Origin of the sequence: Limisphaera ngatamarikiensis, assembly GCF_011044775.1 — a bacterium.
Lineage (GTDB): Bacteria > Verrucomicrobiota > Verrucomicrobiia > Limisphaerales > Limisphaeraceae > Limisphaera > Limisphaera ngatamarikiensis.
Window position 1 is genome coordinate 1 of sequence record NZ_JAAKYA010000007.1, and the last position, 16226, is coordinate 16226.

At 65.4% G+C, this 16226-nt stretch carries 14 protein-coding genes; 2 read left to right on the top strand and 12 right to left on the bottom strand.

Annotated elements, in window-relative coordinates:
- Positions 1-402: hypothetical protein (locus G4L39_RS01395; RefSeq protein ID WP_165105356.1), on the bottom strand; the 402-nt coding region annotated here is incomplete at its 3' end.
- Between the two features lie 796 nt (positions 403-1198).
- Between G4L39_RS01395 and G4L39_RS01400 the strand changes: the two genes are divergently transcribed.
- The gene (locus G4L39_RS01400) at positions 1199-2257 is read left to right on the top strand and encodes a carbohydrate kinase family protein (RefSeq protein ID WP_165105358.1); all 1059 of its coding nucleotides are present in this window, start codon (positions 1199-1201) and stop codon (positions 2255-2257) included.
- Between the two features lie 1300 nt (positions 2258-3557).
- Here the strand turns inward: G4L39_RS01400 and sufU are convergent.
- The 9 genes from sufU to G4L39_RS01445 form a co-directional block, all read right to left on the bottom strand.
- The gene (gene sufU, locus G4L39_RS01405; RefSeq protein WP_165105359.1) at positions 3558-4013 is read right to left on the bottom strand and encodes a Fe-S cluster assembly sulfur transfer protein SufU; all 456 of its coding nucleotides are present in this window, start codon (positions 4011-4013) and stop codon (positions 3558-3560) included.
- Between the two features lie 31 nt (positions 4014-4044).
- Positions 4045-5397, bottom strand: coding sequence for a Fe-S cluster assembly protein SufD (sufD, locus tag G4L39_RS01410; protein ID WP_165105361.1), 1353 nt, complete (start codon positions 5395-5397; stop codon positions 4045-4047).
- Positions 5398-5588: 191 nt separating this feature from the next.
- Complete coding sequence (gene hflX, locus G4L39_RS01415; protein ID WP_240893726.1) at positions 5589-6944, bottom strand: GTPase HflX; 1356 nt, start codon at positions 6942-6944, stop codon at positions 5589-5591.
- Positions 6945-7410: 466 nt separating this feature from the next.
- The gene (locus G4L39_RS01420; RefSeq protein WP_165105364.1) at positions 7411-7713 is read right to left on the bottom strand and encodes a metal-sulfur cluster assembly factor; all 303 of its coding nucleotides are present in this window, start codon (positions 7711-7713) and stop codon (positions 7411-7413) included.
- Positions 7710-9098: a cbb3-type cytochrome c oxidase subunit I gene (locus G4L39_RS01425; protein ID WP_165105366.1), complete on the bottom strand. Its 1389-nt coding sequence runs from the start codon at positions 9096-9098 to the stop codon at positions 7710-7712. Before G4L39_RS01425 ends, G4L39_RS01420 begins: the two co-directional genes overlap by 4 nt.
- 79 nt (positions 9099-9177) lie before the next feature.
- Positions 9178-9726 (bottom strand): DUF2249 domain-containing protein, encoded by a 549-nt coding sequence (locus tag G4L39_RS01430; RefSeq protein WP_165105367.1) that lies wholly within the window; start codon positions 9724-9726, stop codon positions 9178-9180.
- Positions 9727-9852: 126 nt separating this feature from the next.
- Positions 9853-10824: a tetratricopeptide repeat protein gene (locus tag G4L39_RS01435; RefSeq protein WP_165105369.1), complete on the bottom strand. Its 972-nt coding sequence runs from the start codon at positions 10822-10824 to the stop codon at positions 9853-9855.
- 65 nt (positions 10825-10889) lie between these two features.
- Positions 10890-11477, bottom strand: a complete 588-nt coding sequence (locus tag G4L39_RS01440; protein WP_165105370.1) for a gamma carbonic anhydrase family protein — start codon at positions 11475-11477, stop codon at positions 10890-10892.
- Between the two features lie 99 nt (positions 11478-11576).
- Positions 11577-11969: a hypothetical protein gene (locus tag G4L39_RS01445; RefSeq protein WP_205880694.1), complete on the bottom strand. Its 393-nt coding sequence runs from the start codon at positions 11967-11969 to the stop codon at positions 11577-11579.
- A 118-nt stretch (positions 11970-12087) separates the two neighbouring features.
- Between G4L39_RS01445 and G4L39_RS01450 the strand changes: the two genes are divergently transcribed.
- Complete coding sequence (locus G4L39_RS01450) at positions 12088-13023, top strand: MBL fold metallo-hydrolase (protein WP_165105373.1); 936 nt, start codon at positions 12088-12090, stop codon at positions 13021-13023.
- Between the two features lie 113 nt (positions 13024-13136).
- Here G4L39_RS01450 and G4L39_RS01455 read toward each other — a convergent pair whose 3' ends face one another.
- The gene (locus G4L39_RS01455; RefSeq protein WP_165105374.1) at positions 13137-14528 is read right to left on the bottom strand and encodes an MBL fold metallo-hydrolase; all 1392 of its coding nucleotides are present in this window, start codon (positions 14526-14528) and stop codon (positions 13137-13139) included.
- 92 nt (positions 14529-14620) lie between these two features.
- Positions 14621-16156, bottom strand: a complete 1536-nt coding sequence (locus G4L39_RS01460; RefSeq protein ID WP_165105375.1) for an SLC13 family permease — start codon at positions 16154-16156, stop codon at positions 14621-14623.
- Between the last annotated feature and the right edge of the window lie 70 nt (positions 16157-16226).

Genomic DNA, 16226 nt, shown 5'->3' on the forward strand with positions numbered 1-16226 from the left:
GCTGGTCGTGTCCACCATCGTCTCGCCCGTGGTCAGCCCCAAACGCGAACCACCCCCGGTCCCGCCCCGGATAACGTAGCCGCCCAGGATCATCACCGGCTTGCTCAACCCGTTCCAAAAAGCCGTCTCGTTGGCCTGCTGATAGTGCGAGCTGGGAACCGAACGGCTGATGATCACCAGGTCGTTGGTCTGCAGAGCCGCAAGAAAGTCGGGATTGGCATCCGCACTGTCCAACGTCACCAGCCGGGTCACCGTATGACCCCGGGCCCGCAACAACCGGGTGTAACCGGCATCCGGCGCATTGGTAAAACCCGCCCCGGCCGCCGTCGCGTCCGGCTGATCGTCCGCAGGATGAAAACTGACAAAGGCGATGTTGGCCGCCGCCACGGGAAGGCTTGGCACCTAGGTCAGACAGGCGAGGATGCTCAGAATCCGTTTCATGGCAGGATTGGGTTTGGACTTTCTGGTGTGCAGCGGTTACGACTGGCAACAAGGCTACAGCCGTCCGTCCATGGGTGTCAATAGATCCTGATCCGCAGAGGCGGCTGTTGCCTGGACACCCCCCGGAGCGACAGGGTCCGGACGCGCCTGACCCACCGGCCGGGCAGCGAGGCGGCAACGCGTTCGACCTGACGCGCCGGCCTGTCCGGTCACGTCCAGCCCATCCAGCCGGGCCTGCGGAGGACCCAACCCGGCCTCCTCGAGACGTCGGAAGCCCCGGGCTGCTTGGGAAGCGATCGCATCCCAAAGCCGATCCGGCAGGTTCGCCCCCGAGAGGCAGGGTCGGACGCCCCGGCGCCGTCGAGCCCACAGCACCGGGCAAATACCAGAACCTTCAATGCCGGAACCGCTTCTTCAGCAGTTTTCCTCGCTCGCAGATTTGACATCCAACCGGGTGGAGAGCCCGGGGCGCATCCCGGTTTTTGCATCCCCGGATCGGCCCCGGATTTCACGGCAAAACCCACCCCTTCGGATCAGCCGCTTCAACGGTTTCCGCTCCCCGACCCGAAGCACGCCGCCACAAGGGTACCGGGAATGTTGAGCACAGTCCCCGCCAAACAGGGCGTGTCCCGCCCCGGAACATGGCCGGATGCCAGAGACCGACATACGACCGAAAGCCCGCGGGCGCGCACAAAGAGCTTGCATCAAAAAGGCTTTCGCCGCTTCACTGGGCAGCAAATTCTGAGGTTCCGCCGCCATGAAAGCCAAAGCGTCTGCGCCGACCCGGCGGGGGATTCTGGCCGGGGGCAACTGGATCGTGGATCAGGTCAAGGTGATTGATGTCTGGCCGCAACCGGAACAGCTGGCCAACATCCTGAAGCAAACCCAGGGCACCGGCGGCGCCCCGTTCAACGTGCTGGTGACCCTGGCCCGGGCGGGCGCGCCCTTCCCCCTCTGGGCGGCGGGTATGGTGGGCAAGGACACATTGGGCCGCTGGATCCTCGATACCTGCCGCCGTTACAAGATCAACACGCGTCACCTGGGCCAGACCCCTCGCGCCGCCACGTCCTTCACCGACGTAATGACCGAGCAGGCAACCGGCCGGCGCACGTTCTTCCACGCCCGCGGTGCCAACGCCCTCTGGCGCGGTGAGGACCTCGACTTCGACAAGATTCGCGCGCGGATTTTTCATCTGGCTTATCTGCTCCTGCTCGATGGATTGGACCAGCCCGATCCGAAGTTCGGCACCCGCGCCGGTCGCCTCCTGGCCAGGGCCCACGAGGCCGGTATGAAAACCAGCGTGGACGTGGTGAGCGAGGACAGCGACCGCTACACCCGGATCGTCAAACCCACGCTGCCCTACGTGGATTACTGTTTCATGAACGAGTGGGAAGCCGGCCGCACCACCGGTTTCAAGATCCGGCAGCCCGATGGCCGGCTGGATGTGGTCACCCTCCGGCACGCAGCCGGCGCCCTCCTGCAAATGGGCGTGCGCGAACTGGTGGTGATCCATTTCCCGGAGGGCGCCTTTGCCCGCACCCGCCGCGGTGAAGACGTCTGGCAAATGTCGCTGCGCCTGCCGGACAAGTACGTCGTGGGCACTGCCGGGGCCGGGGACGCCTTCTGTGCGGGGGTGCTCTGGGGCCTGCACGAGGGGTGGGACCTGCAACGCTGCCTGCAAACGGGAATTTGCCTGGCCGGCGCATCGCTCTCCGACGCCACCTGCACCGACGGAATCAAATCGCTCCCGCACGCCCTCGGCCTGGCCCGCCGGTTCGGCTTCCGCCCCCCGCTGGAGGAGCTGAGTCAGACTTGAGAGCTGGCCTGCGCATAAGCTGGGGCGCCACGGGGAGCCGGTTCCCCTGTCACTTAAGCAGTTGCCGCGGCGACAAACTTCGTGATATTCCCGGCGTGTTGAAAGGCCGTGAAAAGCCTTCCACCCGATTACTTTAACGCTAACTTTGGGACCTTGGGAATTCATGGAGGTTGGTGCGGGCTTCAAAAACGCGTGCCTCTCCTGAGGCGCGAGAGTTCTCAAGCGATCCCCATTCTTCCATGACCCGGCCAGCGGCAGACCCACTGTTAAGAACCGCCAACTGTTCGTCGGAAAAGTTTACAGTCCTGCAAGGTTGCACAAACCACTGGTAAGCAGTCACATAGATCCTTCTACACTCATGAAAAGCCGCAAACTACCCGCCCAAAGCGTCGGCCCAGTTTACACTCCAATGGGCAGCTCACGGACAAAGGTTAAAAAGCCTCACAACTCAGCGATCATAAGTCATTGCAAATAAGCATTTTAACGCCAAAAGCTCGGAACCCAGCGGTTGGTCGGTTTAGCGTTTGGCACGCAATCTGCCGTTTGTGCTATCGCCCTCATGAGCGGGAGCTCATTTGGGGAATCGGTAGAAACACAACTTGAGCCATGCGTACAATGAAAAGGGTCCATAAGAAACTCCTTGGTGCACTGGTCATTACGCTCTTGGCCGGTGCCCTTTCTGCGCACGCGCAGACCTGGACGCCCATCGACCCCGGAGGGCCTATCACGGAGGCAGGTCCACCTGTACCCAAGTCGCTGCCTGAGGGTTGGAGCGGGCTCAGCAGTCTGTGGGCTTTCGGATTGGCTTTGGCCTCTCTGGGCGCCCTCAGGCTGCGCAGGTGCCGAAGCTAAGAGGCAAAACCGGGGCGTCCGTGAAACGGTCAAGGAGGGGCGGCCCATAACGGGCCGCCCCAACTCATTGGGCATGGGCCGCCATCTGACGCAGGCGGGTGCAATCCGCCGGTCCGCAGAGTGCCCCTCATTTGCTCCGGAAACCCTCAGAGAACTTCGTAGCCAACCCGAGCCCAATTCAAAATTCCGAGCCTGACGCGAAGCAAGGACTCGTAGGCACATCAGATCCCGTCCCTGAGGAACTCCCCGGTATAGCTTCACAAAGCTCACAACAGGCTGCTCAGGTCAGCGCCCGGCAGCCCCAACCCTGCGCCAGCAGCACCAACAAGACGCCGGCTTTCTCAAACGCCCCGACGCTGTCGGTCCAACAGCGCTTCTCCTTTCAAAGGCTTGAATGAAAGGCGCGCTGACCGGCGCGCGGGGACCGGCAGGGCCTTTCCAGACTGCTTCAGATCGTCTCGGATTCGGTGGTCACCGGGGTCTGGTCGCCTCGCAAGGCTGCTTTCAGGGCGTGCCAGGCCAGGATGGCGCATTTGACCCGGGCGGGATACTTGTGCACGCCGGCGAACACGGCCAGTTTGCCCACGCCGTCGGCCACCTTCCCCGTGGTTACCATCTCATGCACGGCTTCGAACATCCGTTCCACCTCGGCCCGGGTTTTACCCCGGGCAAACTCGGTCAACAGGGAGGCCGACGCCTTGGAAATGCAACAGCCCGACCCCACGAAGCTGATGTCCTGAATGCGGTCCCCTTCCAGACGCAGGTAGAGCCGGAGCTGGTCGCCGCAGAGGGGATTGTGTCCCTGGGCGGAGCAGGTGGCCTGCGGCAGCTCGTGAAAGTTCCGCGGATGCTTGCAGTGGTCCAGGATGACCTCCTGGTACAGATCATCAATGTCTTCGAACATGGGCGCAGGGGTTGAGCCGCGGCCGGCCGATTCAGGCCGGCACGGCCAGGTGGCTGGTGGCTTCGAGCCGGTCCCAGACCAGTTGGTCCAGGATCTCGCGGGCGGGCTCGTACTGTACGCGTTCGATGATTTCCCCGGCGAAGGCGTGGATGAGCATGCGCCGGGCCGTGTCGGGGCCGATACCGCGCGAGCGCAGGTAGAAGATGGCCTCCGGATGCAACTGACCCACGGTCGCGCCGTGGGTGCATTTGACGTCGTCGGCGTAGATTTCCAGCTGCGGCTTGGTGTTGGCCTGGGCCTCGTCGGACAGCAACAGGTTCTTGTTGGTTTGTTTGGCGTCGGTTTTTTGGGCGCCGGGACGGACCAGGATGCGCCCGTGAAAGACCCCGCGCGAGCGGTCGTCCAAAATACCGTTGAAGTATTCGTGACTGGCGCAGTGGGGTTGGGCGTGTTCGACGATCATGTGATGATCGGCCAGTTGTTCGCCCCGGGTCAGATACAGCCCGTTCAGGATGGCTTCCAATCCCTCCCCGGCCAACCGGACACGCAGGTTGTACCGGGAAATGCGACCGCCGAGGGCAAAGGAGTGCAGGAACGCCCGGCAGGCACGGCCCAGCGAGGCGTGCAAACCGGCGATGTGAAAGCCCTCCACGGATTCGTCCTGGAACTTCAAGTGTTCGATGTGGGCTTCGTCGCCCACCTGGAGTTCCGTCAGCGCGTTGTTGAAGTATCGCTGGGCACCCGCGTGCACGTAGCTCTCGATCAAGGTCACATGGGCCCGGTCGCCCACCACAAGCAGGTTCCGCGGACAAAAGGTCAGACCTTCCGCGGCCGGGCCGGCCAGATGAACCACCTGCAGGGGCTGTTCCAGGCATGTGTCGGCCGGGATCCAAACCCATGCGCCGTCCGTGAACCACGCCTGGTTCAGGGCTGTAAACCCGTGTTCGGGCGTTCCGACCAGGCGGTTCAAATGCTGTCGGACCCGTTCCTCATCCGCCTCCAACGCGGCCGCCAGGCTGCCGAACCGGACCCCGTCGGGCAGCCCGTCCAGCACGGACAGTTCCGGTCGGTAATGGCCGTTGACGAAAACCAGTCTCGGCCCTTGCACCCTGGCAAAGAGGAGGTCATTGAGGGCATCCGGAGGAATGTCCACCGGCTGCGGCTCCAGCGCGGGCTTGAAAGCCATCCGGGCAATGGGCGCGACGTTGGTGTAACGCCAGTCCTCGTCCCGCAATGTGGGCAGGCCCAAGGCCTGCAACTGCTCCAGGGCGTTCCGCCGACTTTCCAACAACCAGGCCGGCTGCGCCCTCAGCTCGGCCACGCGGTCGAACTGGTTGATGTACTTGTCCACTTTCCTGCTCGTTTCGATCGCTGCCTGACTCATGATCTTTTCCTGCTCGGAGATCCCGCCGGGCGGGGCGAACAGTCTCCCATGGAAGGCCCCGCACCGCAACGGCGAAACGGCCCAAGCATAGCACGGGAAACCCGTCGCTCAAATGCACGGTTCCCAAAAAGCCGGCCCGGAGGCGTGGCCGCGGGGCAAATCCGCGGCCGGCCGGTCCCGGCGGCCGGGGATTACCGGCCCGCCACGGGCGTCGGGGCCGGGGGTGCAGGGGACGGGTCGGGACCCGTCTTGACCGGTTCGGGGCCTTCCACAATGTAGGGTGCAAACTCCTCCAAGTGCTGCGGATACAGATGCACCTTGAACCGGGCCGTGCGGGGATAGTACCGGCGTTCCACCACCTGACCGACGCTGTGCAGGCGCGCGATCAGATCGGCCCGCTCATGGGGGATGGCCACCCGCACCAGTTGCCGGGCCGGCCGGAGGTGACGCGCGATTTCCTCCAGCAGGGTCGGTAACCCCTGGCCCGTGAGGGCCGAGATGGCCACGGCATGCGGATGTTTTTCATAGAACCGGGCCGGCACCTCCTGGCGCGGCAGCCGATCCACCTTGTTGAAGACCACCAGCGTGGGTTTCTGGTCGGCGCGGATCTCCTTCAGCACCGCGTCCACGGCGGCCATTTGCTCCTCCGCCAGCGGATGGCTGATGTCCACCACGTGCAGGAGCAGGTCGGCCTCGGTCACCTGTTCCAAAGTCGCCTTGAAAGCCTCCACGAGCTGGTGCGGCAGTTTCCGGATGAACCCCACCGTATCACTGATCAAAACCTCCTGCCGTGTGGGCAGCCGCAACCGGCGCGTGGTGGGGTCCAACGTGGCAAACAACTTGTCCTCCACCAGAACCCCGGCACCGGTCAGGGCATTCAGCAGGGTGGACTTGCCGGCATTGGTGTAACCCACCAGCGAGGCCAGCGGATAGTCATGGCGTTTGCGGGCCACGCGCTGAAGGGTGCGCTGCCGCCGGACCTCTTCCAGTTCCCGTTCGATCCGGGCAATCCGGTCCTGCACCCTGCGCCGGTCCATCTCCAACTGGGATTCACCCTCGCCCCCGCGCACACCAATCCCGCCCCGCTGACGCGACAGGTGGCCCCAATATCGCGTCAGCCGGGGCAGCAGATGCTGCAGCTGGGCCAGCTCCACCTGGAGTTTGCCCTCCCGCGTGCGCGCCCGCTGGGCAAAGATCTCCAGGATCAGCGCCGTCCGATCCAGCACCTTGCATTGAAAGACCTTCTCCAGGTTCCGGTGCTGCGCCGGGGTCAGTTCATCATCGAACACCACCGTGTCCACCTGATGTTGCCGGCACCAGGCGGCAAATTCCTCCGCCTTGCCACGACCGATGAACGTGGCCGGATGAAGCGATTCCACCTTTTGAATCCCCTCCCCCACCACCTGGCCGCCGGCCGACACCACCAGCTGGGCCAGTTCGTCCAGGGAATCACGGGTTTGCCACCCGTTGCCCTGATGTTTCAGTTCCGCCGCCACCAGGAAGACGCGTTCCGGGCGGCGATCCAGGGTTTCAATCAAGCCGTTCAACGCAGGTACAAACCAATGAGGTTCGGGTTCGAATCCGACCAGGGATTTTGGGCGGCCGCAACCCATCCGGAGCCCGCGTCCGGGAAATCCTCCCCCGGACCAGGCTTGCGCGGCTCGCCGACCCTCCACCCGCCGTCCGGCCGGGGCCGGACGCGTTCAACCCCCGGAGCCGGTAACCCCCTCAGGATGGCCAACTGGTTCATGCAACAGCGGCCTCCGGGGCTTTTGCCCTCCGGGGATGGCCTCTTCCGGAAAACGGCAGGCAATGATGCATGTCCATGTCCGTCCGGGCCAGGTCGGCCCGGCGTCCCTGCCGGTTTAGTGCAGGACCAACCAACGCGAGGAATCGCTCCGTCTCGAGCATCACCCCTTACAATACGACCGCCGCCCCGATTGTCGAGTGTCACCGTCCGCTCCGCCCCGCTTTGGCACACTCCCCCTTGCCCGACCCGCAACGTCACAGCACCTAATCCCGGGCATGCAGGTCCGACCACCCCTCGGGCCGGACCAGTCCCGGGTGCCAGGGCGGGTCATGAACCACGATCACTTCCGCCTCCGTCACACCGGGAACCGACAGCAACGCCTGTTGGGCCCCCGCCACCAGCACGCCCTCCAGCGGGCAACCGGGATTGGTCGTTGTCATGTGCACTCGCACCCGATCCTCCCGACACTCCAGCTCGTACACAAGGCCCAGGTCCACGATGTTGCAACCGAGTTCCGGGTCCACCACACGGCGCAACGCCTCCCACAATGCTTCTTCGCGGATCATGACGCCGACCTCCACCGGGGTTCGGGCACGCCAGCCGCACGTTCCGCGGGTTCGGCGCGTCGCACCCAAACCCATCCCAGATTCACCGCATGCAACATCATGGCGGCGGCAAAGAGCAGCGCGCCCGCCCGCACCCACTGGGTGTGGGACGCCAACGCACCCAAAGTCCAACCCAGCACCGCCGCCATATGGAGGCCATAGCCCGTCCGAAGCCACCCGCCCCGGTACAACTCATGAAGGGCCGGCACCGGGCGCAACCCCACCCACGGCGCGTACCAACGATACCACGCCAGGAAGGGCACGATCTTGTACAACATGCCCAGAAGGCAAAACGTGAACAGGCCCGTCAGCGCCCACAACCCGTACACGTTTTCCCATTGCCCCACCCGCGCCGTCAGCACCAGCCCGGGCCACGACAGGTACAGCGCCAAACCGCCCAGCGGGATCAGCCACGCCAGCCCGGTCAGGAAGTAGCGCATGGCAAAATCCAACTCCGGCCGTTTCCGGCGGCGCAACACCTGCGCCAGGTCCCATCCGTACCCCGCCAGCGCAACCAACCCGATCCCGGTGAAACACAACTTCCACGGGCTGCGATGGAGGATGGTCAGGAAGCTGCCCGCGGTGGCCAGGTTGAGCAGAGCCCAGACCCCGAGCACGCGTCGCGGGGAAGGCGCCGGTCCCAACGTGAACATCGGCACCAGCTGATACGAAACCCCCACCAGCAGGATCAGAAAGGCCCCCACCAGTCCCAGATGCGCGTGCGCATGCATCAGGGCGATCGGGTCGAAACGCCGGAGATACGTGGCCGTGGATTCCAGGGCATGCACCAGCGCCCCCAGGGGCGTGGTCGGATCCAGCCGCGCCGCCGATTCATACGTGCACTTCGCCGCGGCAACGCCCAATCCCACCGTCACCACGGCACCCCACCAGAACAGCGAACTCAAAACAACGACGCTCATCCAGGTCCGCCGTGGCGCCCGCAGTACCGTCCGCACCAGGTTCCACACGCACAACCCCACACCCAGCGCCAGGACCGAGCCGAAGTGGCCCACCTGCTTGGGATCCCATCGCCAGAACATCCAGACCATGCCAGCAAACCCGACCAGGTGACACACGAAATGCCAATGCGCCAGCCGTCCGCTGTACAGCCGCGTACCCAGGACCACCGGCACCAGTTGATACAGGGCGCCAAAGACCACCGAACCCATCCAACCCAGCACCGTCAAATGGGTCAGTGCAATGACGAACTGGTTGTAGTGGTACGTGGCCAGCACTTCGGGCCGGAGCAGGATGCCCACGGGCAGCCCCACCACCGAAAGCAGGCCCACGCCGAAAAACCGCAACGGCAATCCCACCGGGGGCGCATGCGCCGACAGAGGTGGCACGGGTCGGGCGCTCGTTCGGTTGACGCCCTCGTTCCCAACCCCCGGTTGGACGTTTGCCCCGGTCACGGGTTTTCCCTCCTCACGCCGGGTCGATCCGGGTCATGAAGGAACCGTCCGGCAACGCCTCCGTGCGGGCTTGAAACCCGCGCCGGGCCAGCAGGGGGTAAAGGTGCAGCGGCTGTCGATCCGTGCGCACGACCAGCGTGGTGCCGGCCGGCAGATGCACCAACGTCTCCAGAACGCGCGTCATGGGTTCGGGCGGTGCCAAACCACGCAGGTCCAGCTCCACCTGACCCGTCAGTTCAGCCTCCCGGGCACCGCCGCACCCGCATCCGCAACCGGCCGAGCCGGTCGCCCCCTCCGGCAGGTCGGCCGACGCCTCTCCGATTCCCCCCTCATCCGTCGGGACAAAGACCACCTCAAAGTCGCCCCCGGGCAGTTGGCGCGTGCTGTGTTGGAATCCGCGCGCAGCCAGAACGCTGTAGAGCGGCACCGGCTCAAAGGGCACCAGCAAACGCAGCGACTGCCCCGGCCCCAACGCCGCCACGGCGTCCATGATCCGGCCGCAGGGTTGCCGCCCTGCCTTCAAATCCTCCCGGACATCCACGGTAACCATGGTCGAGTTCATCGCCCCTGAATCTGCCGCAGCGGCACGCGGCGCGCCTTGACCCAGGTCAAACGATCCGCCGATCCCGAAGTCCGGTTCGGGGATGCGTTGAATCCGCCCGGCAGCGGGGCGGCCCGCCGCGCCGGCCTAGCGGCGCGACGTGGTGGGAGGGTCGTTGGTGGCGCCGCGGGCCTGCGCTTCCCGGTACTTCAGGTTGCGCTCCACCCGGTTCTTCAGTTCTTGCAGCGCGGGTTCGGTCACCTTTTCCAACAGTGCCCGGGCCTCTTCAAACTGTCCGGCCAGGATGCGGACCCGCGCCAGATGAATGAGCACGCCCTGACGTTCCAGGTTGTCCCGGGCCAGTCCCAGCGTATAGGTCCAGGCCAGCAGCGCCTCGTTGGTCCGGAGCGGTTGAATGCCGTAGTAGGTCTGGGCGATGTCGTGCGCGAGGAAGAAGTTCGTGGGATCCAGCTGCAACGCCCGCGCGTACAGGTCCAGGGCCTTGTCGAACACCTGTTGTTCCGTGATCCCGAAAAACTCCATGGCGTCCTTGCGGAAGAGGTACACGGTGGTGCCGAAGTTGTGATAGTACACCGGTTCGAGCGGGTCGAGTTCGATGGCCTTCTGGTAATACTGGAAGGCGTTGGTCACGGGACCGCGGTGGCCGTAGTAGTTGGCCAGGTTGTTCCAGGCAGCCGGGTTCTGCGGGTCCAGTTGGCGGGCCTTTTCCCACTGTTCCACAGCGCCCTCCTCTTCCTTGATCTCGTTCAGGAAGCTGCCATATGCCAGCCGCGCCCGCGCATGATTCGGATGGCGCCGGAGGAAATCCTCGTACGCCTTGCGCACCTGCTCGATCCGCTCGTCAATCCGCCGGCGCAACTCCGCCCGCGCCGACTCATTGTCGGCTCCGGCGCTCTGGAAGTCGCGGATCAGCCGGTCCAGCTCCGCCAGCGTCTGGTCGTCCAACTCCAAAAGCCGCCGGTACTCCTTTTCGACCGGATCCTCGGGATTGGCGACCAGGTTGGTCCGCGCGGGCGGTGGGGCGGGCAGGGCAAGCTCGGCCGGCGGCGCATTGGAAGCCAGAAGCGCCGTCAACAGCACCATCAGCAGATTACTCATGCGCCCAAGTTACCCCGAACCGCCGTCCTGTCGAGCCACGTCGGGACGCCCGGTTCGCCGGCGAATCATCGAGCCGCCCCCGTTTCCCGCCCCGCACCGTCGTCCAGACCCACCCGCATCCAACCCCGCTGTGCATGGGCCCGGGCCAGTGTGATGTAACGCAGCGCCCGCGGCTTCAGACTGTTTCGTTCCTCAGCGGTCAACGCACGCACCACCCGCGCCGGTACACCCATCACCAGCGAGCCGGGTGGCACCACCATGTTCTGCGGAACCAGCGCCTGGGCACCCACGATGGACTGCGCCCCGACCACGGCTCCATCCAGGATCGTGGCCCGCATTCCCACCAACACCTCGTCCTCCACCCTGCAGGCGTGCAACACCGCGCCGTGCCCCACCGTCACGTACGCCCCGACCTCGCAGGGCTGTTCCGCCGACAAGTGCACCACCACATGATCCTGCAGGTTGGTGCCCCGGCCGATCACGATCCGGTTCAGGTCCGCCCGCACCACTACGTACGGCCACAAGTTCACCTCGGCGCCCAGGTGCACCTCCCCCAGCACCAGGGCGGTCGGTGCCACATAGATGGGGTCCTCCCAGCGCGGATTGCACTGCAACGACGCCCAGTGCGCGCCCTCGTCGGATGATCGGTTCATGGCCGACGCACTGGTACCCCTGCCGCGGGCGCTTCGACAATGAAAAACCCGCCCGACCTTTCGGCCGGGCGGGTTGGGTTCCTCCGGTCGAAACGCCCGTCAACGGCAATGACCATGGGGGCGAGCCGGACGGGCCATCGCCACATGCACGGCGACTCTCGGGGGATGTACCACCACAACCGGCGGCGGAGCCACCATCACAGGTGCGGGTCGGACACAGGTCACCACGGGCACCGGAGCCACCACCACAGGGGGCGCCACCACCACGGGCGCAGGCGCCACCACCACCGGAGGCGGTGGCGGAGCCACCACCACGGGCGCCGGGGCAGCACAAACCGGCGCCGGCTGCAAAGCCGCCATCAGGGCCGCACCCGCCACCGCCCCGGCCAGAATCTTCCCCGCCGTGGCCCATTCACGGTCTCCGGCCCGCGCCGAAGAGACCGTCGCCAGCGCCACCACGGCCGCCGTCAGCATCGCCATGCACCGTTTCATACGCACCTTCCTCCTTCCTTTCACCGGAGTCGCCGTCCCTTCAACGGCTTCCAACCCTTTCGACGTGCCGCCTTGCCAATTATTCGACCCGGGCGTATTGGTGGATCCGGACCGAAACATGACTCCGGGCCCACGCAGCAAACCACCGGTCTACCGGCGGGAACGCCGGTTGCCCCGGCGTTTGCGGGATCTCACCCCCACCAAGGCCTTCAACCCGCGCACGTTCTTTCGGGAAATGGTCTGGAAGGCCCTGCTCACGCCCCGCACCGGATCCCCCAAACCGCCCGCCTTCCCCAAACTCCACCAGGGACAAATCGCACTGACTTGGATCGGGCACGCCTCCTTCCTCATCCAATTCAACGACCTGAACGTCCTGATCGACCCCAACTTCGCCAACTGGCTCTTCTTTCTGAAACGAATCCGTCACAGCGGACTGAAGGTGGAGGACCTGCCGCCCATTGACCTGGTGTTGCTGACCCACGCCCATTTCGATCATTTCCACCGGCCCAGCCTCCGCAAACTGCCCCATCCCCGCATCGCGGTCATGCCCTGGGGCATGGGTGACCTCGCCCATGACCTCGGTTTCGAACGCATCGTCGAGCTGGAATGGTGGGACAGTTTCTCCCACAACGGTTGGAAGGTCACCCTCACCCCCTGCCGGCACTGGGGCGCCCGCGTCCTGCGCGACGACCACCGCGGCTACGGCGGTTTCATCCTCGAATACCAGGGCCGCCGACTCTACCACGCCGGCGACAGCGCCTACTTCGACGGGTTCAAGGAAATCGGGCAGTATTGTCCGCCGGAAATCGCCCTCCTGCCCATCGGCGCCTACAAACCCGATTCCTTCCGCAACGTGCACATGGGCCCCGAGGAAGCCCTGCAGGTCTTCAAAGACGTGCGCGCCCAGTGGATGGTCCCCATGCACTACGGCACGTTCCGCCTCTCCTTTGAAGACCCGGACGAACCTCCCCGTCTCCTCCGCGAACTGGCCCGCAACGAAGGTCTCCTCTCCAGCATCCGGTTCCTGGAGGAAGGCGTCCCCGAATTGTTCTAGACCCCGGCCCGAGCCCGGCCCCGCAACGGACCCGATCCGGCACGTCAGGTTTGGCCCCCGTCACAAGCCGGACTCCAACCTGTCCGACCTGCGCAGTGCGACACCGCCCCGGCTCACCATTCAATGCTCTCGCCAAACTCGGGCCGCAAAGCCTCCAGACCAAACCTCGACAAAATCCGCGCCGCCAGGGGTTCGCGGCCCCGGGGTTCCCCATGCGTCAACACCACCCGCGGGCGCACCCGGGTCAGCGGCTCCAACCACCGCAACAACGCCGTTTGCCCCGCATGTGCGCTGAACCCGTTCAATGTGTGAATCCGCGCACGAACGGCAATTTCCTCCCCGAAAATCCGGACCCGCCGTGCCCCGTCCACCAATTGCCGCCCCAACGACCCCTCCACCTGATACCCCACAAACATCACCACCGTCTCCGGCCGCCACAAACCATGCTTCAAATGATGCAGGATCCGGCCCCCGGTACACATGCCCGAGCCGGCCATGATCAGACACGGTCCCGGCACCTCATTCAGCCGCATGGAATCCTCCGCCGTCGGACACGGAATCACATGCCGATGGGTCCGAACCAGTTCACACGACTGCTGCAGCGCGCGCGCCTCGGCATCAAACAGGTCCGGATGCCGCGCGTAGATCTCCGTGGCCTCAATGGCCATCGGACTGTCCAGGTAAACCGGAAACGGTTTCACCACGCCCGCGCAAAACAGCTCGTCCAGGTGATACAGGATCTGCTGCGTCCGCCCGATGGCAAACGCCGGCACCAGCACCCGCGCCCTCCGCTCCACCGCATCCTCGATGATGGCGCGAAACTCCGCCAGCGTCTCCGCCGGCGATTTGTTGTCGCGATCCCCGTAGGTGGATTCCAAAAAGACCACCTGGCCCGGCGCCGGTTCCTCCGGATCCGGCACCAACGCCAACCCGGGCGGACCCACGTCCCCGGAAAACACCACCCGCCGTGGTCCCCCGGCCGTTTCGGCCACCAACTCAATGCTGCCGGATCCCAGCATGTGTCCGGCGTTCACCCACCGCGCTCGCACGCCGGGACCCACCTCCGTCCACACACCGTACTCCACCGGCCGAAACAGCTTTAGTGCAGCCTCGACCTCCGCCTCCCCGTACAACGGCTCCAGCAGGGGCTTGCCCGCCCGCATGCGTTTCCGATTGAGCCGGGCAATGTCGTGGGCCTGGACCTTCGCAGCATCCCTCAACACCAGACCGGCCAGCTCCACCGTCACCGGATGCGCGTACACCGGCCCCTCGTAACCATCCCGCGCCAGCAACGGCAGCCGCCCCACATGGTCCAGGTGCGCATGCGTGACCAGTACCGCGTCCAACCGCCGCGGATCCAGGCCGGCGGGAATTCGGTTCCTCTTCTCCGCCCGCCCATGCCCCTGAAACAGGCCGAAGTCCACCAACACCCGGGCCCGTCCCGTCTCCACCAGATAGGCCGAGCCGGTCACCTCCCCCGCCGCGCCAAACACCGTGACTCTCATTCGTCCCCTCCGTTCAACCCCGACGCGTCACCGGGTCGCCGCGCATCTTCGCGCCGTGCCCGTCAACATGGCAAGCCCGCGCTGTCGCCCCCTCAACCCACCCAGCGCAACACCCACGGCAGCCACCACACCGTCACCATCACCACCAGCACGATCCCCACCACGTCCAACACCAACCCGTGCCGCAGCATTGTGCCCAGCCGCACCCTGCCCGACCCGTAGACCAGTGCGTTGGGCGGCGTCGAAACGGGCAACATGAACGCCAGAGACGCCCCCAAACACGCACCCATCGCCGGCGCCACGGGCGTCACACCGGCAGCCTGCGCGGCCGCCAATGCCATGGGCACCACCACATTCGCCGTGGCCGTGTTCGAAGTGACCTCCGTCAACAACACCGCCATCACCGTAAACAGCAACGTCAACGCGAACGTGTTCCCCGCCGGCAGCATCTCCACCAGCTTCTGCCCCAGCCACGGCGCCAACCCCGTCGCCACCGCCGCCTCGCCCAACGCCAGCCCGCCGCCAAACAACAGAATCGTCCCCCAATCCACCCGCCGAATTTCCTCCCAGCCCAGCGCAAATTCGCCCCTCCGCCAGTCCACCGGCAGCGCAAACAACACCAACGCCCCCAGCAACGCACATACTTCCTCCGGCAAATGCCGCGTCCACCACCGGTACAACGCCGCGTCCGTCCCGGCCAGCAGGCTCACCAGCCCGGGGAAGACCCACAGCACCACCGTGGCCAAAAAAGCCGCCAGCACCTGTTTCTCCGCGCGCGTCCAGGGGCCCAGACCCTTGCGCAGCTCCTCAACCCACGCTGTGCCCGCGCGGCTTTCCCCCGCCCATCCCCTGCACGCCCGGGAGAAATACCCCACCAAAAACCCGCCCAGCCCCGCCGCAACCGGCAACGCCACCACCATCCACTGCAAAAACGAAAGCTCCACACCCGCCTGCTCCCGCAAAAAAGCCAGCCCGATCAGATTCGGCGGCGAGCCCACCGGCGTGGCCATTCCCCCAATCGAAGCCGCAAACGCCACCACCAACAAAAGCGACGAGGCCGGTGAGGCCGACCCACGCCCGGCCACCGCCCCGCGCTCCCTGCGTTCCCATTCCGTGATCACCGCCAGCGCCATGGGAAACAACATCGCGGCCGTGCTGGTGTTGGACACCCACATGGACAACGCCCCGCACGCCAGGGCAAACGCCGCCAGCAACCGACCCGGCCGCTCCGCCACACCCGGCAGCCCCAGCAACCCGATCGCAAGCCGCCGGCTCAGCCCGTGCCGCATCATCCCCGCCGCCAACAAAAAACTGCCCACAAACAAAAACAGGACCGGATGCCCGAAACTCCGGAATACCGTGCGTGCATCCCCCACCCCCAAAACCACGCACAGGCAGGCGGCCAACAACGCCGTCGCCCCCAACGGCAGCGCCTCCGTCAGCCACAACACCATCACCAGCCCCCACACCGCCAGCAGCCGATGCGCCTCCACCGACAACTCCGGCACCGGCCAAAGCCATAACCCCAACCCGGTCACCGGCCCCAGAATCCACCCGACCCAACGCCGGTACCGATCCCATACCGGCAACAAACCGCGCGCGTTCTCCCTCGACTGCTCCGGGTCCATTCACCGCCTGCTTAAACCCCAACCCGCCCCGCCTGCCAAGAGCAAAGCCGCCACCCCAACCACACCGCAC